Genomic DNA, 23,254 nt, shown 5'->3' with positions numbered 1-23,254 from the left:
TTATGCAATATATTTATAATTTTATAAATAAAAAAACAAAAATTATTATTAATTCTCCAAAGCCAGAAGAATTAAATACTAGTGAAGATATAAGAGCAATATTACTTTATGAATTTCCAGAATTAAGAAATGATTATTTTATAGTAAGTAATGTTCATGATAATTTTGCAGTATTAGTTGGAGATAATATTATTTGTAAAGGAAAAGTTATAATTCAAATTAAAAAAAATAATCAATTATTAAAAGGAGAAAATAAACATGCCACAACATGCTGAGATTATACCATTGAATAATAATTATACTTTAACTAAATTAATAAGAACGGGAATTAGTCCTATTTGTGCAATGATTGGTACAAGTGCATATTATGGGCAAGTAATTGCTAATCCCATATTAGGTTCAATTAATTCTTTATTATTTGGTAAAAAATTAGGTTTAGATATTTGAAACTTGAATCAAAAACCAACCACTAAAACTAAATTAATTAATAGTAGTAAAAAAATATTATTAGGATTAGGAACAATTGGTTTAACAAATTATAGTAAATTTACTAATAATTCAATTAATCCTAATCCAACAGAAAGTCCAATAATTACAACCACAGTAAATCCTTTTCCACCAGATTTATTATTTAGTAATGATAATACTACTAATAATCATTTAATGGATTGAGATACTTACATTTCATTAAATGCTTATGGTATCACCAATGTTATTAATGGTTTAACTGAATTAATACCTAATAAATTTGCAACGATACGAAAAATAGCAAATATGGCAACTGGTGGTTGTTTAATTAGTAGTGGTGTTGCGATGGGGATTAATAACGATTTTAATAATGCTTATGCAATACCTACTATTATTGCAGGAATAAGTGAAATTATTCATAATTTATTACCTATGGAAACAGTACATAATAATACTGAAATGCAAGAAACACCATTTACAAATGAAACAACAAGATTAATTAATGATGATAGATTTACTATTAATAGTGAAACAAGTAGTCAATATGGTAGTGATAATATGAGTGAAGTACCAGTAAATAATGATAATACTTCATTAAATTGAGATTATAATCATATGAGTTTATAACATGATTCCACAAATAATAGAATTAATTTATTATATGTTAGCAAGTAATGATATTAGAATTTTAATATTTGATTTATTAAAAGATTATTTTAAAAATAAAGATTTTCAAGAAACTTTAAAAAATGAAAATGTGAGTAAAGAAGAATTAGATCAACCATATAGTATTTTTAATCCAAATATATTAAAAAAATTACTTAATATTATTACTCCAGATGAAATTAAATATTTACGTTCAATTATTAATAAATTAAGTAAATTTTCTGAAAAAGGTGTTACAAAAGAAAATAAAGAAAAATTAAATAAAGCAGAATTAAATAAAGATAGTCAAGATTGAGTAATATTGTCTAGTTCTTGATTTAAAAAAGGTACATTTTATAAATCAAATATACAATTAAAATCTGGATTATTAACTGGTTTATTTCAAAGTGATACAAGTAAAAATAAACGTTGATATGGTCCTTATACTTATCCATCATTTCCCGAAGAAATATGAGTATTAATGACACAACAACGGGGTAAAAATGGTTCTGGTGCTGGTAGTATCTTTTGAAAATATTGATTAAGAAGTTGATTACCAAGTCAATTACGAGCATATGTAAAGAAAAATCTTAAAGATACTTTAGATATTACTAAAGGAAGAAAAAGTTATTATGTTTTACAAGCAAAAAATATTAATATTTTAAAAACTTCTGCCTTTATTAATCGATTAGAACGTGGTTTTTTTAGACTTAAAACATATAAAACATTATCTAGTTCTGAAATTGGAAGTAAAGCATATCGAGATGTAAGAAGAACAATATTTACTACTAATAAAAATAGTACTTTTAAAAATATTGGTTATTCAATTTATAAAAATAAAAATACTTATAAAAAATATAGTATTAATAGGAGAAATAAATAATGGCTATTAAAAATCCCTTAATGTTTATCACAGTAGAAGAATTTAAAGAAAGTAATTATTTTAATAATACTTTATTTGATGATATTACTACACCAGATAATGATATATGATTAGCAATTACTCAAGCTAGTGATTGTGTTAATTATGCTAGTGGTAATAATATTAGTACTAAATGACCAGAATTAGAACCTACAGAATTTACTGATATTGTACAAACGGCAACTGCTCATCAAGTAAGATTTATTCTTGGTAAAGGTGTAGATTATATGAGAGCACAAGCAAGTATTGCCCAAGGTGGTATTACTTATCAACAAACTAACCCTAATGATCCTTATTATATTGTGCCAGAAGTATATATTAATTTATCTAAAATTAAAGAAAGATTAACTTTTCAAGGTTTTGCTATTAATGTTAAACCATATCAAAGTAATAGTTTTATTAGTGCAAAAAATGATAATAATTTTTTTGAATCATATTTAAGAATTACAAATTTACAAAGTAATGATGTTAGAACTAAAATTATTAAAACTAATCCTATTGGTATTATAGGTACTACTATTACTATTGATACTAATAATATTAAAAGTATTGATAATTTAACTACTGAAGAATTATTTACCCAATATTTTAGTAATGATAGTATGCAACTTGTCGATGGTAAAATGGGTCAAAAAGAAAAAGTTATTAGTCTAAATAATAATGTTTCTAATATTTTAATTAATCAAGCAGAATATGATACTTTACAGACAAATAATAAAACTGTCAGTGGTGCTATTAATGAAATAAAAAATAATAGTAGAGATAGTATATGAAATAGCACAAGTACTGATGCTAATTTAAAATGAGCAAGAGATATTAATTTACAAGGTTGAAATTTAACACGAGTTGGTGATCCAAAATTAGAAGATGATGCTGCTAATAAAAGATATATTGATAAAAAATTAGAAAATAAAGTAGATATCGATAAATTTAAATATGCTTTTGCTGTAAATGCTCTTGGTACTGATAATCCTGCTTTACAAACAACAGATAAAACTATTGTTGGTGCTATTAATGAATTAAAAGCAAAAATAAAAGATAAAAAATTTGCAAATAAATATTTTAAATATAATACTGAAACAAATGAAATTACATTACATGATGAAGAAAATTCATTACTTTGTAAAGATTTATTTGAAAATAATGAATATAAATTATTAAAAACAAAAAATAAAAAATTATTACAAGCAATTAATGAAATATTAGAAAAGCAACCAAATAGTTCAAAATGAAAAGAAGTTGGAACAAAATTAAATATAAATCATATTCAATATGATTTTAAACCAAATAATAAATATAAAATTTATTATAATTTTGAAAATCAAATAAGTAGTAAAAAATATATTTTTATTTGTAAAGAATTTTTATATGGTGAATTAAATACAGATATTCAATCTTTGGATTGAGATAATGTTAATAATAGAATAATGGTTTCTTTACAACTACAAAATAATACAATTTATACCATTAGTAACTCAGGAAAATTTCAATATGGTCAACTTTTAAAATTAGAAGAATTACAAGGAGGTGATTAAATGTTAATAAAATTTAAATGAAAAAAAGTAGGTGATAATTATTATTGATTTAGAAAAACCAATTAAACCAATCGGCATATGAAATACTATTAATCCTTGGTCATATAGTAATAAAGAATTTAAAAGACAACAAAAAATATGATTATCTAAAAATAGTTCTCATATTGATAAAATTAAAATTTTAATATCAAATATTTTAAAAATAACTAGTCATATTATAGGGATGTTAATAACATTATTTTTTACAATAACACCATGATTAATACCTAAAATACCAATAGAAATGGGAATAGGAAATTATACTAATGAATATAATTTTACGTGGCCAGACCATTTAATATTAACTTTATTTCCTATGTTTGGTCATATTGGCTTAAATCTTATTACCAAATTAGGGAATTATGGAAAATTAATTAAATATGCATTAATAACAATACCAATTATTATTACAAGTCCTTATTTAATATATCAATATCAACAAATTAAAACGCATAAAAAAGAATGTCATTTATGTAAACAACATTCAAATAAAATAGAAAAGGTGGAATAAAAAATGAATTTTTCAATAGAATTAATATCAGCAGTATTAAGTGGAGCAGTTGCCAGTGGAATAATTATTACATTAGGATTTTTATTATTTGGTAAATCAATTAAAAAATCAAAACAATCTAATTTAGCAAAAGAATTAAAAAATAATAAAGAATTAGAATTTATTAAAGCAAATATTAAACAATTAAATTCTCATTTACAATTAGATTCTACTCAAACAGCAAAATTATTAGATAGTTTTAATGTAGAACAAGAACAAATAGATAATTTTGTAATAGCACAAAAATCTAAAAAGAAAGAGTTGAGTGAAAAAGATAAGAAAAAAGCAACAAAATTTAAAATCGTTTAAATTAAAAACACCAATTAAGGTGTTTTTTTTTGTTATATTTTACACAAAAATGTCAGAGGACTAAAATATTTTATCATTTTTTTATTAAAAGTAAAGAAAAAATCTATATTATATATAAATTTTTAATCATTAATATCATTGTTAATTTTCCTTATATTTATTTAATTCTTTATTTACTTGATTATTAATTTCTTCTTTTAATTGTTTATTAATAATATCTTTATGAATTTTAATTTTCATTTCTGCCAAAGCATTTTTAAATTCTTCTGTATGAAAATTACAAAAAGATAATAAATTATCTCTAATATAAGTATAGACTCTTTTATTATTTTCTAAATATCAAGTACGTTTTAATTTAATTTCAATTTTAATATCACAATTTTTAGCCATACATTTAATTTTAACAAATTTAGTTTTCATTATTTATTTTCCTATAAAAATATCAGCCAATTAATAAACTATCTGCTTCATCATGATTATTAACTTTTATATTTCAATTATTTTCAGTAATAATTATTTGTACAATTTCTAATGAATGTTTTTTTGTTCATTTTTTATCATTTTCAAAAAAGACAAGAAATTCTTTAATATATCAATTTTGTCATGAACTAGGACTTATTAACATATCCTTAGTTAATAATTTGTTAAATTGCCCGGCAATAAAACCCCTAAGATGATCTAATGTTTCTTTACCTTTACCAAATTTTGGATTAAAAGTCCCGCGTTCTATAATTAAATTTGTTTCTCAAAAATGGTCTCTATATATTGCATGTTTAAATTCTTTTCATTCATCATTATTAAATTTTTTAAAACTAAAACTACTTACCCATATTGGTTTTTTATTTTCTCATAAAGTTATTCCAGTATTTTTAATGCTGGGATCAATTGAAAGTAAATAATTAGTCATTATTTATTTTCCTTTTTATGATTTTTAGAATGCTTTATATTTTCTTCATCACCTATTAATTTTTCTCCACAATATGTACATTGATATCATGTTCAATAACCCATTATTATTTCTCCTTATTTTTTAAATTTCTATATTATTTTCATTCATTAGGTGTTAAATTTTTAGTCAGCATTAATTTTTGATGAAGTAAAGTATATCTTAACTCACTTTCTTTACACATTATTTATTCTCCTTTACTATTTCTTTTATATTATTTTTATCTTTTTTCATACCCAATAATATAATTACTGTTCCTATTAGAATTGTGGTACATATTATTAATAATGGTATTACTAAAATTAATTTTTCTCACCAGAACATATTATTTTTTCCTTATATTATTTTTTAATCTAAATATAAACTATCAATAATATCTTGTTGTTCTTCAAAATTAAAATTATTAGTAGGAGGTTCAAAATTAGTTGTAACTGTTTCATCTTTTGATTTTATTGTTGATTTTTTATCACTTTCTGGGACAAACTCATTATTTTTATCATTATTTGGATTATCAATATATATTTTTTCATCATTAATAAGTACTGCTTGATCTGATTCATAAGCAGTTTGTAATTCAGTAGTCATTATTCCCCATCTTCTTAATAATTGAGTTAGTACAGTCTTTTTAGACATATCTTCAAAACTAGCAACAGCAAACTTTTTAGATTTAGCATAAGTTTTTGAATATTTTAAAAAATGTTCTTCTACTTGTTCATTAGTTCAATATAAAGTTTTTTCAAAACCATTTTTTAATTTAAAATAAGCACAATAACCTACTATTTTTGCATTTAATCTTTCTAATGGATTTGAGATAAATTTAAATTTTATTTCATCTTTTAAATAATCTATTTTTTTAATTTCATTTTGTCTTACATCAATAACATTAATTCTTTTATACTGCTGACTACGTAATGCTAATTGAATATAACCTTTATATCCCATTTGAAATTGAGCATTATTTACTTTAGTATTACTATCTCAATATGGAACAACATAACAATATCCAAAGTTTTTTTCTAATGGTAAATTAAGTAATACTGATTGATAACAACTTGCTACTATTGTTTCTGGATTTGCTTTTTCTAATCCAAATTGATTAGCAATTGCTAAAACATTTGACTTAAATTTTTGTATTTCATTATTATTAGTAATACCTTTATTTTTAATAAATTTTTCTACATTTCCATTTTGAATATTTTTAATAACTAATTGATTCATATTTATTCTCCTTTTGCTTTATTAATTCTTATAATTTCTTTTAAGATATAATTTATTTGTTCTTGGTTTTTACAAAGTACTTTTCAAATTTCATTTAATTCTTTATTTTTATTCATGTCACTTTTCCTTTCATAAAGCAAGTGCCATTTCTCACTCATGTAATTTTTCTTTTGTTATTTCTACTTTTATTAATTCAATTTGTTTTTCTTTTACCCAACAAATAAAATTAATATTTGATAAATCAAAACCATTATTTTTTAAAAGTCAATAATATGCTGTTAATTGTAATTCTGCTTTAATTTTTAATACTTTACTCATAACTTTATAAGTTTTAAAATCAATAATAGTATATAAATCTAATTTATTTTTAAAAATTAAATCTGGTGTACCAGCAACAACATCTGCATTAAACATTTGTTCACTAATTGTCTCTAAATTTCCAGTAAATTTTTTTTCTAAAAAATTTAATAATGTCAAACAATAACTTAATATATTTTCATTAAATTTATTATTAACTAATTTATCTTTTATTTTTTTTACTAAATTATCATTATTAATATTTTTAAAATATAATTCTGCTACTTTATGTACAATATTACCTTTAATAATTGCTGGTTCTAAAATTTCTTTAGGAATTTTGTCATAACTAGATCCAAGATAATTATCAAGTATTTTAGAAACTGAAAATAATTCTTTATCTTTTAAAAAATACTGATGTGTTTTTTTATTAAAAATCAATGACATTATTAATTAATTTTCTAACTAAAGCAGATATTTTTATATTTTTACTTTGACAAAATTCTTTTACTTTTTGAAACTCATTTTCATTAAGATATACATTAAATCTATGTTTTAATATTTTATTATTATTTTTAGGAGTTCTATATCTTTTTGCTTTCATTATTTATACTCCTTTATTACTTCAAAAGTTACACCTTTAACTTCAATACCACTTTTTAAAGCAATTAATATTGCTGATTCATTAATTATTCAATATTCTTTATCAAGAATATCTGCATCAATACTTAATATTTTATAAGTAGTATATTGTCTAAGACCTAATATAGTTTTAGTTTTACTTTGTTCTTTTAATGTTTTAGTTTCTTTAATTTGATTATCATAAGCAATTTGTTTTTGTTTAACTGGTAATAATAATTCTTCTTTTTTATTTTTAATTAAAGTATCTAAACCATTTTGTCCAGCAAATACTGATTTTCAATTATTTAATTGTTTTTTAATAATTACATTATAATTTTCAATATTTTTAAATTCTAAACTAATAGTATCTAATATTTTTTTATTATCTTTTAAATCAATTTCATTAATAATATCTTTATTAGATTGTTTTATATAACTTTCTAAATAAGGAATTTTATCATTAAGATTAATTACTTCTACTATTAATTGTTTTAAATTTTTATAAAAAGATTCAATTTCTGTTTTATATTCTTTAATATTATAATTTTCAATATTAATTAATTGATTCATTTTTAATTAATTCCTTTCATTTACAAAAAATAATGTTATGATATATTTAGTAGAGTGTGTATATATATAAAAACCCCCTTTTTCTTAATTAATAATAATGTAACAATCAACATGTTAATAGGGTTATTTACTGAGCCAATATGGCTATTCAATTATTAACAACAATTACATTAAGCGATATACTGTTACTTTCTAACTTGCTTAACATTAGAAGCCTTTTATCCTGATATAAGAATAGGACTAAATCCAACAGTGTTTTATTTTTCTTACGACAGTTTATTAAGTTTTAATCTTTAACAAATATATATTTCTTAATTATTAACTTTCTCCTACTTGGTCACTGCGTGTAGTAGATATTTAAAGCGTGTTAATAATAAAAAAGAACAATATTTCTATTGTTCAGTGTTATTTTATTTCTATCCATCAACTTTATACGCTCTTTAAAAGAGTTATCTTTTTTTAAAAAAAATGTTAAAATGTTAAAGGATAAAGGAGAGTGATATTCATGACTGATGATGGTTCCATTCATAATAAAAATGATACTAATATTAATATTAGTAGTTTTAAAAATATGCTTTTAAATAAAGATTCAGTTAAATATTCTCCTAGTATTTTTTTCAATAAAATATTTTTTTAGTGTGTTAATAATTTTCTTAATCCTTATTTAAAAGTCTTAAAGAAGGAGATAAAGAAATCATGAAGTTTTTTTTAAACAAAATACATTTTAAGTTACAATTTAGTTTTAAAAAGCCGTTAGTCTACACAAATGGTGATAATATTAAACAAATTGCACAACTTAACCAAAAACAATTATTAAAAAAATTAGCATTACCTAATTTTGGTCTACAAGATGATGAAATTGAAATTAGAAGAAAAAAATATGGCATTAATAGTTTTAAAAATACAAAATTTAATTGAATTTTAGAATTTTTAAAAGCATATTTTGGTCCATTTAATATCATTTTATCAATCATTACTAGCTATAATTTAGTTTCTTATTTCACAACAAATGATGCTTCAATTTATTCATTAGTTGCGGCAATTATCGTTGGCACGATGATTTTATTAAGTGGTACTTTAATTTATATCCAAGCAATCCGTGCTTTTTTCATCACTAAACATCTAACAGTCCTCGTAACAAATACCACTACTGTCATTCGTAATATTAACGTTAAGCAAATCAATAAAGAAAACGCAATTAACATCATTAAACAAGCACAAGAAATAACTGTTAATAACTTATTGCCTGGTGATTTAGTTTATTTATCAGCTGGTGATTTAATTCCTGCTGATTTAAAAATTTTATTAAGTAACGATTTATTTATTAATCAATCATCATTAACAGGTGAATCATTACCTGCTGAAAAACATGCTATTAATGATCCTAAATATCAAAACTTATTTGATTTACAAAATATTTGTTTTATGGGAACAAGTGTTGTTGCTGGCAGTGCCATTGCTATTGTTTTAGCAACAGCTACTAATACCTACTTTGCTACTATTGCCGAAACAATAGCTAAACAACGACCATTAAGTAGTTTTTCCAAAGGAATCAAACGTGTTACTTTAATGTTAATTTGTTTTATGTTAGTAATGGTACCAATTGTGTTACTTATTAATGGCCTTTTAAAAAGTGATTGACCAGCAGCATTTATTTTTTCAATCTCGGTTGCTGTTGGTTTAACTCCTGAAATGTTACCAATGATTGTTACTTCTAATCTAGCACGAGGTGCTAGTAAAATGAGTAAACAAAAAGTAGTTGTTAAGCAATTAGCTGCTATTCAAAATTTAGGAGCAATTGATGTTTTGTGTAACGATAAAACTGGTACTTTAACTAATGATAATATTGAAGTAGTAAATTATATAACATTAGATAATAAAACAAATAATGATTTAATTAAATTTATCTATTTAAATAGTTATTTTCAAACAGGAATTAAAAATCCAATCGATAATGCCATTATCAAATTTGGTCAACAAAATCAATTCAAAAATACAAGTAATTATTATCATAAAATTGATGAAATTCCTTTTGACTTTAATCGTCGTAAATTAACAATTGTTTTACAAGACAAATCAAATAATAAAAAATTAATTTGCAAAGGTGCTGTTGAAGAAGTTATTAAGACATGCAATCGCATCCTTTATCAAAATAAAGTAATACCATTAAATCCTGATTTAATAAAAATGATTAATACAAAAATAGCAAAATTAAATGAACAAGGATTACGTGTCTTAGCTGTCTCATATGAAAACACAAATCTTACTAATAAAAAATATAATGAAACAAATGAAACAAATTTAATTTTTCTTGGTTTTGTCACTTTTCTTGATACACCAAAACCAACAGCCACAAAAATGATAAAATTATTAAAAAAACAAGGTGTTGATTTAAAAATATTAACTGGTGACAACGAATTAGTAACAAGAGCAATTTGCAATCGTATTAATTTAAAAATTAATGGTTTAATTTCTGGTGAACAATTAACGGGACTAACTAAATACGAATTAAAAAGAATTGTTGAAAATAATAATATTTTTGTTAAATTAAACCCACTGCAAAAAGCAAAAATTATTAACACCCTAAAAAGTAATGATCATGTTGTTGGTTTTATTGGTGATGGTATTAATGATGCTTTAGTGTTAAGAAATGCTGATGTTGGCATTTCTGTTAATAATGCAACTGATATTGCCAAAGAAGCATCTGATATTATTTTATTAGAAAAATCATTATTAGTTTTAGAAAAAGGAATTACTGAAGGCCGACGTATTTTTGGTAATATTTTAAAATATATTAAAATCACAATTGCTTCTAATTTTGGTAATGTTCTTAGTGTCTTAGTAGCATCAGCTTGATTTACTTTTGCACCAATGTCACCAGTTCAGTTATTATTTCAAAATTTATTATATGATATTTCACAATTTACAATTGCCTTTGATCGGGTTGATAAATCATTTTTATTAAAACCACAACGTTGAAATCCAAAAGGAATGTTACCGTTTGCTTTTATTAATGGACCTGTAAGTAGTATCTTTGATATTTCCACCTTTGCTATCTTAGGATTTGGCTTTGGCATTTTTGCTAATCCATCTGTTGCAAATATTAATATGTTCAACTCCGGATGATTTATTGAAGGTTTATTAACACAAACACTAGTAGTATAAATGTTTAGAACCGAAAAAATTCCTTTTATCCAAAGTCATAGTACTTGACCAGTAAATGTTATGGTAATCGCTATTTGTGCAATTGGTTTAAGTTTACCTTATACTCATCTTGGTCAACAAATGAATATGGTTGGACCACCACCAATTTATATTCCTATTGTCTTTGCCATTATTATTAGTTATTGTATATTAAGTCAGATCTTGAAAATGGGATACATTAAAATATTTAAAAAGTGATTATAAATATTAATAATTTGACAAACTTAAACGTTAATTATCGATATTAAATATCGAAATAAATACTATGATATAATTCTTTTAAACTTAAAATAAGTTTTTAACCTATTTATTTAAAAAATAAATAAATGGGTTTTTCACTTTAAATTTAGAAATAAAGAACAGTTTATTAAAATGCTACTATTAATAATTATTTTTGTAATTTGATATCTATCAGTTTCTCTAATAATTACTGTCATAAAATTTTACCTAACTAGCAACACAAAATATCAAACAAAAATTTATTATCTTAAATTTTTTTATTATTAAAATCATCAATTCCTTTTTTAATAATGTTAAATACTTGTTTTGATAAAATATCAGTTGATAGTTTAATAAATTCACTTGGTTCTATTGGCTGATGGAAAATAAGATGAATATCTTTTTTACCTTTATATTTTTGATCAAAAATTTGATAAGAATTAATAATAGTAACAGGAATAATTGGTACATAAGCTTGATATGCCATTTTTAAAGCCCCTGGTTTAAATTCTTGCATTTGCTGGTGATGACTTCTTGTTCCTTCAGGAAAAATCATCATTGTACGAGGCACTCTAATTAATTCCTTTGCTTCTTGAAAAGCAGTAACAGCTGTTCGTGGATTATTACGATCAATAAATAAAACATCAATTAAAAAAATAAATCTTCGTGCTAAATGATTTTTTTTTAATTCTGCTTTAGCAATAAAACCTAAAGGTGCATGTAAACTATAATCATTTACTGATAATACTAATAACGGATCAAAATTTGACTGATGATTAGCAACCATGACACAACCTTTTCTTTTTGGTCAATTTTCAAGATTATGAACAGTTAACTTCACATTATATAATCATTTAATATAACGGACACGTTTTTTTAATCAAACATATCGCTTTGCTTCAGGAACTAAACTTGGATCTCTTAATACCTTTCTTGTCATAGCACCCGATTTACTATAGGTTTGCAATAAATAAGGTCACGTTAAAATTGCTTTTCAAATATTCACTATTATTTTTCCTTTCTTTGATAGACATTAGCGACAAATTCTGTAAATTCTGTTGTTTTAATTAATTTAAAATCAGAAAAATTACTAATAGGAAACAAAAGATCACCATCATACGATTTCTTAATAACTGACACGTACAAATAATCAGCATAATCTCATGCTTGTTGATAAATGGTAGCACCACCAATAACACAAATATCTGCTTTTTTATTACCTTGATATTGTTTTAAATATGAAATAACATCATTTGTAAAAGTGATATTATTATCATTTTGAAAATGTTGATAACGTTCTTGATGATTAGTAATAACTATATTGTAACGTTTTTTTAATGGTTTGCCAATACTTTCAAATGTTTTTGCCCCCATTAATACATTTTTATTTAAAGTAATACTTTGAAAATATTGCATTTCTGCTTTAATTTTTCAGGGTAATTTATTATTAATACCAATTACTCTCGCTGCAGTCATTGCTCAAACTAAAACCACCATTATACTGCAACTTGACCTTTAATTAATGGATAGGAATCATACTGTTCTAACTTAAAATCTTCAAATTTAAAAGCAAATAAATTAGTAATGTTTGGATTAATAACTAATCTTGGTAGTAACTTTGGTTTTCTAGTTAATTGCTCATTAATTTGTAATAAATGATTACTATAAATATGAGCATCACCTAAAGTATGAACAAACTCTCCTAATTGATAACCACATACCTGAGCTAACATGATTGTTAATAAAGCATAAGAAGCAATATTAAAAGGAACACCTAAAAAAATGTCAGCACTACGTTGATATAATTGACAAGATAATTTTTTATCCTCAGAAACATAAAATTGAATTAAAGTATGACAAGGTGGTAATGCCATATCTTTAATTTCTGCCGGATTTCATGCTGATAAAATATGTCTTCGTGAAAAAGGATTATTTTTTAAATTTATTACTAATTCTTGCAATTGATCAATACCGTTAAAATTACGCCATTGTCTGCCATAAACAGGGCCTAAATCACCAAATTCAAGAGCAAAATGATGATCATTTTTGATCTTGGTAACAAACTCTTCTAAAGTTTCATTTTGATATTTTTTGCTTGCTACAAATTTTTTATAAGGTCATTCATTTCAAATACGAACATTATTTTTAACTAAATATTCAATATTAGTATTACCAGCAATAAATCATAATAATTCATGAACAATTGAAGCAAAATGAACTTTTTTAGTAGTTAATATTGGAAAACCTGCTTGTAAATCAAAACGCATTTGATAACCAAAAGTGGAAATCGTTCCTGTCCCTGTTCGATCAGTTTTTTGATATCCTTTTTTTAAAACATATTGACATAATTCTAAGTATTGTTTCATCTTCATTACCTCTTTCCTAAATTAAAACAATTATATTTTAACAAAAAACATTTTTTATCTTAATTTTAATTTTATTATTTAATATATATTGTAAAATATATTTTACATTTTTTTATTTTTATCATATCAATAATAATCACAGCAATAACATATACTGCTTATATAAGTAAGCATTTTTTATCTTACTTTTTTAATAAAATTTTATTAAAATAAAGTTAAAAAATTAAAAATATTACGAAAAATGCATTAATTATGTTTTATAATTAAATTTATAAATTGTAAAACATAATTTTTAAAATATTTAGAAAAAAAAGGAGTTATTATAATGAGAAAAATTTTCATTTCATACCATCACAAGAGAGAGCAAGAAGAGAAAAATAAGTTAGCACAATTAATTAATAATTATGCTACATTTTTAGATATAAAAGACATGTCGGTAAAAATGGGAGATATTGAACCTAGTTGACCAGATAATGAAATTGCTAAAATTATTAGAGAACAACATTTAAAAGATACTAGTATTACAATTCTTATTTTAGGAACACATACTAAATGTAGAAAACATATTGATTGAGAAATTGAATCCTCATTAAGTAAATATGGTAGTTTAAGCAGAAGAATTAAAATAAATTGCTTAATCATACTTGAAACTAGTGAATTTATTAAAAAAAATAAAAAAGAATTTATTTCTGATAATGATGAAGTTATTAATTATCGTTCTTTAATTACTAAAGCAAATTCTGGAAAAAGAATATATGAAGTTGTAAAAAGTGATTATCCAATTGTTAGTAGTTTTGATGAAGTTTTTTCAAATATAATAAAACTAAAAAAGTTACTTGATGAAAGTGAAATTAAAACTAATAATGAAATTATATTATTTCAATCACTTATTAAAGCTAATGAAATTAATAAACAACAAACATTAGAACATCTAACTATAGTAAAAAATAAATTAAAAAATAAAAATTTATTTGATAAATTTTTAACTACCCTTAATTTAACATTTTTACTTAATTTAACATTTTTACGTAAAAAAGATAATTCAGAAGATTGTCCAAACAAAAATAATGAAAATAAAAATCAATTTTATTATAAAAAAAATAAAAATAATCAACTATTATTTGCAGAAACAAAAATTGAAAAAGCAAATCTAGCAGCAATAGAATCAGAACTGCAAAATCAAAAAATAAAAAAAAGCAAATCAATTCTTAGTCTTTAATTTTAAAAGAAATAAATTAAAAATGAGAACTTTGTTCTCATTTTCATTATAATTTAGTATTCTTCATTAAGGGCATCATTACCCATCTCTATTAATTTTTCAGTTGCCATTAAACCAGTACCAGCTGGAATTAAGTTCCCTAAAATAACATTTTCTTTTAAACCACGCAAATTATCTTGTTTTGATTTAATAACAGCATTCGTTAATACTCTAGTTGTATCTTGGAAAGAAGCAGCTGCCAAAAATGATTCTGATTCCAATGGTGCTTTTTTAATTCCTAAAATAATAGGATGACCAAAAGCAGGTTTTTTACCAGCAACAATAATTTTGGCATTAACATTTTTAAATTCTTTAATATCAACAATGGCACCAGGTAATAATGGTGAATCATTACCCTCAACAACAAAAATACGATTCAACATTTGTTTTATAATAATTTCAATATACTTATCTGAAATTTCAATTCCCTGTAAACGATAAACACGTTGTACTTCTTTTAAAATATATTGTTGAACTTCAATAATTCCTGCTACTTCTAGTAATTGAGTAATATTAATAGCACCTTCAGTTAATTTTTGACCAATTTTAACATTATCACCAACTTTAATTCTGACTTGGGCATTATATTGAGTTTTATATTCTTTATAATCAAGTTTTGATTTTACTGTAATGGTATAAATTCCTTGTTCTTCACGAATATCTGTTACTTTACCATCAAATTCACTAATAATGGCAACAGCACCTTTTGGATTAGTTATATCTAATAGTTCCTTAATTCTTGGTAATCCTTGGGTAATATCACTACCACCAGCAACTCCTCCCGTATGGAAAGTTCTCATCGTTAGTTGCGTTCCTGGTTCACCAATTGATTGTGCAGCAATAATGCCAACTGCTTCACCAATAGCAACAACAGTTCCCGTTGTTAAATTAATACCATAACATTTTTGACAAACACCATAACTTGCTTCACAAGTTAAAACAGAGCGAATATTTATTTTTGAAACTTTTGCTGCTAATATTTCTTCTACTAATTTTTCAGTAATTAATTCATTATTAGCAACAATTATGTTATTATTGCTATCAACAACTTCACCTTGGACAAAACGTCCAAATAAACGATCACGTAATGGTACAATAATATTATTACGTTTTTGATCAACAACATCACTAATCATAAAGCCATTACCAGTATTACAATCTTCTTCAGTAACAATAATATCTTGTGATACATCAACTAATCTTCTCGTTAAATAACCTGAATCAGAAGTTTTCAACGCCATATCAGCCATTCCCTTACGGGCACCATGAGTAGAAATAAAAAATTCTGAAACATTTAATCCTTCACGGAATGAAGATTTAATTGGTAATTCAATAACCTCACCCTTCGGATTATTCATTAATCCACGCATTCCTACTAATTGCGTAAAGTTACTAATATTTGTTCTTGCTCCTGAATCTCACATCATAAAGATCGGATTTTCAATATCTTTTCTTAACAATGTTTCTAATTCAACTTGAATATTATTTTTAATCGCACTTCATTTATTAATAATATGATAATGACGTTCACGATTAGTTAACATTCCCTGCTTATAGAACTTATTAATTGTTTTAACATATTGATCTGCTTCTTTAAATAATTTTGTTTTACCTGAATAAGAAACAACATCACCAGCAGAAATTGTTGTTCCTGAAATTGTTGAAAATTTAAAGCCAAGATTTTTCATTTTATCTAACATTTGTGCTGTTAATTGGGTACCAAAAGTTTTAAAATACTTGTGAATAATATCTGCTAAAGCTTTCTTCTTAAATGGTTCAACAAGAACTCGCTTTTTAATAAATTCACGAAAGTCAACAGCAGAAGTCACCAAATCCTCATTATGAGTCTCAGTTAAATTAATAATATTAGGACGATTAATAAAGGGCATTTTTGGTGAAAATATTTGATTAAAAATAATTTTACCAATCGTAGTAATTAAAAATTTATTTTGATCAGTGGCAGCAAATTTATTTTCACCTAAACTAGCAACCCGAATCCCAATAATAGCATGTAATGAAACTTGTTTTGTATCATAAGCTTTAATTGCCTCATTGACATCTTTAAAAATTGAACCTTGACCTAATTCATCTAACTTTTCAATAGTTAAATAATAATTACCAAGCACCATATCTTGCGTTGGTGTGACAATTGGCTTACCATCTTTTGGACTTAAAATATTTTTTGAACCCAACATTAAACTTCTTGCTTCAGCTACTGCCTCTTGGGTAATTGGTACGTGAACAGCCATTTGGTCACCATCAAAGTCAGCATTAAAAGCAGGAGTTACTAAAGGATGTAAACGAATAGCTTTTCCTTTAACTAGAATTGGTTCAAACGCTTGAATTCCTAAACGGTGCAAAGTTGGCGCACGGTTTAATAAAACAGGACGATCTTTAATTACTTCTTCTAAAATATCTCAAATTCGTTCGTCTTGAATTTCAATTAGTTTTTCAGCAATTTTAATATTTAACGCTAATTCGTGATGAACTAATCTTTGCACAACAAAAGGCTTAAACAAAATAATTGCCATATCACGAGGAATACCACATTGATACATTTTTAATTCGGGACCAACAGCAATAACACTTCGTCCTGAATAATCAACACGTTTACCTAATAAATTTTGACGAAAACGTCCTTGTTTTCCTTTTAATGTTGAAGTTAAAGATTTTAATGGACGTTTATCTCTACCAGTTACTGGACGTGCTTTCCGTTCATTATCAAATAAAGCATCAACTGATTCTTGCAACATTCTTTTTTCATTGTTAATAATTAAGATTGGTGCGCCCATTTGTTTTACTTTTTTTAAACGTTCATTACGAATAATAATTCGACGATATAAATCATTAATTTCTGATGTTGTAAAACGACCACCATCTAATTGAATAATTGGACGAATATCAGGAGGAATGACCGGAATAGCATGTAATACCATCCATTCTGGCTTATTTCCTGATTTTGCAAAAGAATCAATAACATCTAAACGACGTTCTAATTTTCGACGATCAGTTTGTGATTTCTTGTTTGACAATTGTTTTTTAATTGTCAGAAATTCTTTTTCTAAATTAATATTTTTTAATAAATACTCAATAGCAGCAGCACCAATACCAAACTTTGTTCCGGTATGTTTAGTAATAAACTGGGCACATTCATCCATTGAAAATGGACGTGAAGTATCTGATAAGGTATCAGTTAACATTTGAGCACGAGTATAAGCAAAAGAAGAAGGCTCCAATTGTTCCAAAATTTGGGCAAATACTTTACGTAAACGATTACGAGTATCAGCAGAAGATTTAGCATTACCTAAATCCATAATCATTTTTTGTTTTAAACCTTTAGCGGTTCCTGGATCTAAAATAATATAAGAAACAAAATATACCACTTCTTCTAGATCTTTAGCTTTCATATCTAGTGCTAAAGCAATTCGGGAAGGCGAAGCTTTTAACATTCAAATATGAGTAACGGGTTCTTCTAATTCAATATGTCCCAAACGTTCGCGTCGCACAATTGCTTCGGTAATCTCTACTAAACAGCGTTCACAAACTTTACCTTTATTTTTTATTTTTTTATATTTACCACAGGTACATTCATAATTTTTAGTTGGTCCAAAAATTCGCGCATCAAATAATCCATCTTTTTCAGGTTTTAATGACTTATAATTGATTGTTTCTGGCTTGGTAATTTCCCCATGTGATCATGAACGAATTTGATCAGGAGAAGCAAGAGAAATTTTAAGAGCAGTATAATGTTTTGAATTTTTTTGCATTGGCATAATTGGTTACTCCTTTTCTAATCCTCAAGATAACTTTCGACTTCTTCATCGTAAGTTACCACTTTTTGTTCTTGACCTTTTTCGTCAATTAACATAATATTTATTCCTAAACCTTGTAACTCTTTCGTTAACACATTAAATGATTCGGGAATACCAGGCGTTGGAATTTGTTTATTACGGAGGATTGCTTCATAAGTTTTAATTCTACCTTTAATATCATCCGATTTAATAGTTAGAATTTCTTGTAAAGTATGAGCAGCACCATAAGCTTCTAAAGCTCAAACTTCCATTTCTCCAAATCTTTGTCCACCATTTTGCGCTTTACCACCTAATGGTTGTTGTGTGATTAATGAATATGGTCCAACATTACGAGCATGTAATTTATCATCAACCATGTGTGATAGTTTTAGCATATACATAACACCAACTGAAATTTTCTTGGCAAATCTCTCACCACTTAAACCATCATATAATGTTAACTTATCAAAATCATTATATTTTGCTTCTTTCATGATAGCTAATAAGTCTTCGTTTTTGACTCCATCAAAAACAGGGGTTGCTACTTTAATGCCTAAAGTTTTAGCAGCCATCCCTAAATGTAATTCAAGAATTTGACCAATATTCATCCGTGATGGTACCCCTAATGGATTTAACATAATATCAACTGGTGTTCCAACTTCTAAAAATGGCATATCTTCAATTGGTAAAACCTTAGAAATAACACCTTTATTTCCATGTCTTCCCGCCATTTTATCTCCTTCTCGAATTTTACGTTTTTGAACAATAAATACTTTAACTACTTCTTCTACTTCGGAAGGTAAATCAAAACCATCTTCACGTTTATAACGTTTAATACCTTGGACAATACCAGCACCACCATTAGGTACTCGTAACGAATTATCTTTAACATTACGTGATTTTTCACCAAAAATAGCTGCTAATAATTTTTCTTCTGCTGTTGACTGTGTTTGCCCTTTTGGTGTAACTTTACCAACAAGAATATCTCCTTCTTTAACTTCAGTTCCAATTAAAACAATTCCCTCATCATCAAGATAACGTCTTGATTGCTCAGAAGTATTAGGGATTTCACGAGTGATTTCTTCTTTACCTTGCTTTGTTTTACGACATTCTAAATTATACTCTTCAATATGCATTGAAGTATAAACATCATCTTTTACTAAACGTTCACTAATAATAATAGCATCTTCATAGTTATAACCGTGTCAAGTCATAAAAGCAATAATTACATTTTGTCCTAATGCCAGCTCACCATCTTTCATTGATGGTCCATCAGCTAAAATTTGATTAGTTTCAACTATATCACCAACTTTAACTAACGGCACATGAGTTATTGCCGTTCCTTGATTACTACGTTCAAAACGACTTAATTCATAAGTTGTAATTTCATCTTGTGACTTAATAATAATTTCATTAGAATCGACATATTTTACTACTCCTGGTAAATTAGCAACAATAGCTAATCCTGAGTCACGAGCAACTGCATATTCAACACCAGTACCAACAATTGGTGTTTCTGGTTTTAATAAGGGAATTGCTTGACGTTGCATATTAGCACCCATTAACGCACGGTTAGCATCATCATTTTCTAAAAATGGAATACAACTTGTGGCAATTGAAACAATTTGCTTTGGTGAAACATCAATATATTCAACTTCATTTGGTCCAACAATAATATTTTGGCCATTACTACGAGCAATAACATTATTATTTTTAATAATATTATTAGCATCTAATTCAATATTAGCTTGCGCAATAATATAATTTTTTTCTTCACCTGCTGTTAAATATTTAATTTCATTAGTAATTTTACCGGCAACTACTTGACGGTAAGGGGTTTGAATAAAACCATACTCATTAATACGAGCATAAGTAGCTAAATTATTAATTAAACCAATATTAGGTCCTTCTGGAGTTTCAATTGGACAAATTCTTCCATAGTGTGAGTAGTGAACATCACGAACTTCTAAACTAGCACGATCACGTGATAATCCACCAGGACCTAATGCTGTTAGACGTCTTTTATTAGCTAATTCTGCTAATGGATTAGTTTGATCCATAAATTGTGATAATTGTGATAAATTAAAAAACTCACCAATAACAGCTGTTAATGGTTTATTATTAGTAATGTTTGCTGGTTTCATTTTGTCACTATCAGTAGTGGACATTTTTTCTTTAACATTCTTTTCAATCCGTCCCATCCCAATACGGAATTGATTTTGTAATAATTCACCAATGGTACGAATACGACGATTTGCTAAGTGATCAATATCATCACCATTACCAATACCATGAACAAAGTTTAAAATATAAGATAGTGTTGCTAAAATATCGGCAATAGTAATTATTACTTCCTTACATTTAGGATTAATTCCAACAATATTAATAGGTTCATTCAATCTTTCTTTATTATTATAAACTTTAATTAATTGAACATAATGTTTTGGTTGACTATCACTGATTGATGTTTTTATTGGTACTAAGCAAGCACCTGCTTCTAATACTGTTTTTAAAACCGCTAATTTTGATTTATCAATCACTGTTTTTTTTGTTAACACAAGATTGCCAGCAATATCTTTAATATCTTCAGCCAAAGTATAATTTAAAACACGATCAGCAATAGCTAATTTTTGGATTAATTTATATCTTCCTGCTTTTGTTAAATCATATTTTTTTGAATCAAATAATAGTCCAGTTAAAAATTTAGCTGCACCATCAACACTGGCAGTTTCTCCTGCTTTAATTTTTTTATAAATTTCTTGAACTGCTGCTGATCAATTTTGATGTTTATCATATTCATAAGTATTTAATAAAACATCATCTTTACCAATAATAGTAATAACATCTTCTTTAGTTAATCCTAAGGCAGTAAGCAAAGTAGTTACTGCAATCTTACGTGATTTTTCAATTTTAACTTGAATAATATCTTTAATTGCATTTTTATTACGAACTAATTTATTACGTTTAGAATCGGTTTCAAATTCTAATCAAGTTCCACGTGATGGAATTAAATCACCTAAAAATTTATATAATCCAGTTTTTGGATCAATTTCAATTTTAAAGTATGTACCTGGTGAACGAACTAATTGCGAAACAACAACTTTTTCACTTCCATTAATAATAAATGTTCCTTTTTGTGTCATTAATGGAAAATCACCTAAAAATACATCTCCTTCACGAGTTAATGTATAATCAACAATTAAAACATCTTCTTCTCTACTTTTAATAGTAATTTCAATAGTTGAAAATTCACTATTAGCATGAACACTTTTTTCTTCAAAATAATAGATATTATCACTAACTTTTGGTTCACTAATATTTTTAATGCTAAATTGTTCTTTAATTCATCGCATTAAATAATCTAAAATATTATCTTTAGTAGCAATTGTTAAATGACGATTAGTTTCATGAATTGACAAAGATAATTTTGTATAGATTGGTGCCTCATAAGTTTTTGATTCATCTTTTGCTTCTTTTAATGTTCGTCTTGGTTTTCGAAATTCTCAATCAATCAATGATAAAATAATCCGATTATCATTATCAGTTACGGGAAATATTTCACTAAATACTTCTTGGATTCCTGTATCAAGAAATCACTTATAAGTATCACGTTGAATTGAAATCAAATCAGGAAGATCTAAATTTCCTGATACTTTAGTATAGTCACGTCTTTTAGCATAATGACCAAATTGTTTTGTAGTATATGACATTGGTTCATCTCCAATTTTTAAAATTTATTACAATCAAATAGTTTGACTTTTGGTAATTAGTATTAAGTTACTAATTCATTTAATTAAGATTAAGTTTTAAGTTGATAAATTTTATTTAAATAACAAACAGAAAACCAGTATTAATTAAAACTGGTTTTCATATAAATTTTTAATGTTTAAACTACTTAACTTCAACAATGGCACCAGCAGCTTTTAATGTTGCTTCACATTTGGCTGCTTTTGCGGTATCAACATTTTCTAAAACTTTTTGTGGTGATTTTGCTACTGCATCAACTATTTTTTTAGCATCGATTAAAGACATGGTACCACCAACAACTGCTTTAACTGCTTTAATAACCTCAAGTCTTTCTTTTTCTCCTACTTTTTTTAGAATTACTGATACTGTTGATGGTTTTGCTGTTTCTTCTTTAATTGCTACTGGTGCAGAAGCAACGGCGGCAGTTACTCCAAAAGTTGTTTCAATTAATTCAACTAATTCTTTTAATTGAACTGCTGTCATTGTTTTAACATGTTCAATAATTTGTTTATTTGTAATGTTTTCCATTATTTTTTCCTCCATATAGTA

At 25.3% G+C, this 23,254-nt stretch carries 19 protein-coding genes and 2 pseudogenes; 9 read left to right on the top strand and 12 right to left on the bottom strand.

Features of this window, described 5'->3' with window-relative positions:
• Window positions 1–2: 2 nt before the first annotated feature.
• Genes ACQH25_RS03795 through ACQH25_RS03770 form a run of 6 tightly spaced genes read left to right on the top strand, consistent with a single transcriptional unit; the run spans window position 3 to window position 4,468 of the window.
• Window positions 3–293: a hypothetical protein gene (locus ACQH25_RS03795; RefSeq protein WP_425380762.1), complete on the top strand. Its 291-nt coding sequence runs from the start codon at window positions 3–5 to the stop codon at window positions 291–293.
• Entirely contained in the window at window positions 259–1,095 is an 837-nt protein-coding gene (locus ACQH25_RS03790) for a hypothetical protein (protein ID WP_425380761.1), read from the top strand. Before ACQH25_RS03795 ends, ACQH25_RS03790 begins: the two co-directional genes overlap by 35 nt.
• A 1-nt stretch (window position 1,096) precedes the next feature.
• Window positions 1,097–1,996, top strand: a complete 900-nt coding sequence (locus ACQH25_RS03785) for a hypothetical protein (RefSeq protein WP_425380760.1) — start codon at window positions 1,097–1,099, stop codon at window positions 1,994–1,996.
• On the top strand, window positions 1,996–3,570 hold the full coding sequence (locus ACQH25_RS03780; RefSeq protein ID WP_425380759.1) for a hypothetical protein: 1,575 nt from the start codon (window positions 1,996–1,998) through the stop codon (window positions 3,568–3,570). Before ACQH25_RS03785 ends, ACQH25_RS03780 begins: the two co-directional genes overlap by 1 nt.
• 31 nt (window positions 3,571–3,601) lie before the next feature.
• Window positions 3,602–4,120, top strand: a complete 519-nt coding sequence (locus ACQH25_RS03775; RefSeq protein ID WP_425380758.1) for a hypothetical protein — start codon at window positions 3,602–3,604, stop codon at window positions 4,118–4,120.
• A 3-nt stretch (window positions 4,121–4,123) separates the two neighbouring features.
• A complete protein-coding gene (locus ACQH25_RS03770) occupies window positions 4,124–4,468 on the top strand; it encodes a hypothetical protein (protein WP_425380757.1) in 345 nt (114 codons plus the stop codon).
• Window positions 4,469–4,609: 141 nt separating this feature from the next.
• On the opposite strand, the gene ACQH25_RS03765 is transcribed toward ACQH25_RS03770, so the two are convergent.
• From ACQH25_RS03765 to ACQH25_RS03740, 6 genes are all read right to left on the bottom strand, one after another.
• Window positions 4,610–4,888 carry a hypothetical protein gene (locus ACQH25_RS03765; protein ID WP_425380756.1) on the bottom strand — a complete coding sequence of 93 codons (279 nt, stop codon included), beginning with the start codon at window positions 4,886–4,888 and terminating at the stop codon, window positions 4,610–4,612.
• Window positions 4,878–5,375 (bottom strand): hypothetical protein, encoded by a 498-nt coding sequence (locus tag ACQH25_RS03760; protein WP_425380755.1) that lies wholly within the window; start codon window positions 5,373–5,375, stop codon window positions 4,878–4,880. Before ACQH25_RS03760 ends, ACQH25_RS03765 begins: the two co-directional genes overlap by 11 nt.
• Window positions 5,376–5,762: 387 nt before the next feature.
• Window positions 5,763–6,632, bottom strand: a complete 870-nt coding sequence (locus ACQH25_RS03755) for a recombinase RecT (RefSeq protein ID WP_425380754.1) — start codon at window positions 6,630–6,632, stop codon at window positions 5,763–5,765.
• Between the two features lie 108 nt (window positions 6,633–6,740).
• Window positions 6,741–7,376, bottom strand: a complete 636-nt coding sequence (locus ACQH25_RS03750; protein WP_425380753.1) for a PD-(D/E)XK nuclease family protein — start codon at window positions 7,374–7,376, stop codon at window positions 6,741–6,743.
• On the bottom strand, window positions 7,360–7,533 hold the full coding sequence (locus tag ACQH25_RS03745; protein ID WP_425380752.1) for a hypothetical protein: 174 nt from the start codon (window positions 7,531–7,533) through the stop codon (window positions 7,360–7,362). Before ACQH25_RS03745 ends, ACQH25_RS03750 begins: the two co-directional genes overlap by 17 nt.
• The gene (locus tag ACQH25_RS03740; RefSeq protein ID WP_425380751.1) at window positions 7,533–8,120 is read right to left on the bottom strand and encodes a hypothetical protein; all 588 of its coding nucleotides are present in this window, start codon (window positions 8,118–8,120) and stop codon (window positions 7,533–7,535) included. Before ACQH25_RS03740 ends, ACQH25_RS03745 begins: the two co-directional genes overlap by 1 nt.
• 505 nt (window positions 8,121–8,625) lie before the next feature.
• Here ACQH25_RS03740 and ACQH25_RS03735 point away from each other — a divergent pair.
• Complete coding sequence (locus ACQH25_RS03735; protein ID WP_425380750.1) at window positions 8,626–8,757, top strand: hypothetical protein; 132 nt, start codon at window positions 8,626–8,628, stop codon at window positions 8,755–8,757.
• Window positions 8,758–8,816: 59 nt separating this feature from the next.
• Window positions 8,817–11,528, top strand: a pseudogene (gene mgtA / locus ACQH25_RS03730) (magnesium-translocating P-type ATPase).
• A 283-nt stretch (window positions 11,529–11,811) separates the two neighbouring features.
• Here mgtA and ACQH25_RS03725 read toward each other — a convergent pair.
• The 3 genes from ACQH25_RS03725 to thyA are packed head-to-tail and all read right to left on the bottom strand — an operon-like array spanning window position 11,812 to window position 13,909.
• Entirely contained in the window at window positions 11,812–12,549 is a 738-nt protein-coding gene (locus ACQH25_RS03725) for a lysophospholipid acyltransferase family protein (protein ID WP_425380749.1), read from the bottom strand.
• 2 nt (window positions 12,550–12,551) lie between these two features.
• Window positions 12,552–13,040 carry a dihydrofolate reductase gene (locus ACQH25_RS03720; protein WP_425380748.1) on the bottom strand — a complete coding sequence of 163 codons (489 nt, stop codon included), beginning with the start codon at window positions 13,038–13,040 and terminating at the stop codon, window positions 12,552–12,554.
• On the bottom strand, window positions 13,040–13,909 hold the full coding sequence (thyA, locus tag ACQH25_RS03715; protein WP_425381847.1) for a thymidylate synthase: 870 nt from the start codon (window positions 13,907–13,909) through the stop codon (window positions 13,040–13,042). The genes ACQH25_RS03720 and thyA overlap by 1 nt, the downstream gene beginning before the upstream one ends.
• A gap of 325 nt (window positions 13,910–14,234) precedes the next feature.
• On the opposite strand from thyA, the gene ACQH25_RS03710 reads away from it, so the two are divergent.
• Complete coding sequence (locus ACQH25_RS03710) at window positions 14,235–15,128, top strand: TIR domain-containing protein (RefSeq protein ID WP_425380747.1); 894 nt, start codon at window positions 14,235–14,237, stop codon at window positions 15,126–15,128.
• Between the two features lie 53 nt (window positions 15,129–15,181).
• Here ACQH25_RS03710 and rpoC read toward each other — a convergent pair whose 3' ends face one another.
• The 3 genes and pseudogenes from rpoC to ACQH25_RS03695 form a co-directional block, all read right to left on the bottom strand.
• Complete coding sequence (gene rpoC, locus ACQH25_RS03705; RefSeq protein ID WP_425381846.1) at window positions 15,182–18,934, bottom strand: DNA-directed RNA polymerase subunit beta'; 3,753 nt, start codon at window positions 18,932–18,934, stop codon at window positions 15,182–15,184.
• Between the two features lie 35 nt (window positions 18,935–18,969).
• Window positions 18,970–22,668 (bottom strand): annotated as a pseudogene (locus ACQH25_RS03700) (DNA-directed RNA polymerase subunit beta); the annotation flags it as partial.
• A gap of 181 nt (window positions 22,669–22,849) precedes the next feature.
• Entirely contained in the window at window positions 22,850–23,233 is a 384-nt protein-coding gene (locus ACQH25_RS03695; RefSeq protein ID WP_425380746.1) for a ribosomal protein L7/L12, read from the bottom strand.
• Between the last annotated feature and the right edge of the window lie 21 nt (window positions 23,234–23,254).

It is taken from the genome of Spiroplasma endosymbiont of Polydrusus pterygomalis (assembly GCF_964030825.1).
GTDB lineage: Bacteria > Bacillota_I > Bacilli_A > Mycoplasmatales > VBWQ01 > Spiroplasma_E.
Note: the sequence above shows the minus strand (reverse complement) of the source record. Positions and strands in the feature narration are given on the sequence as shown.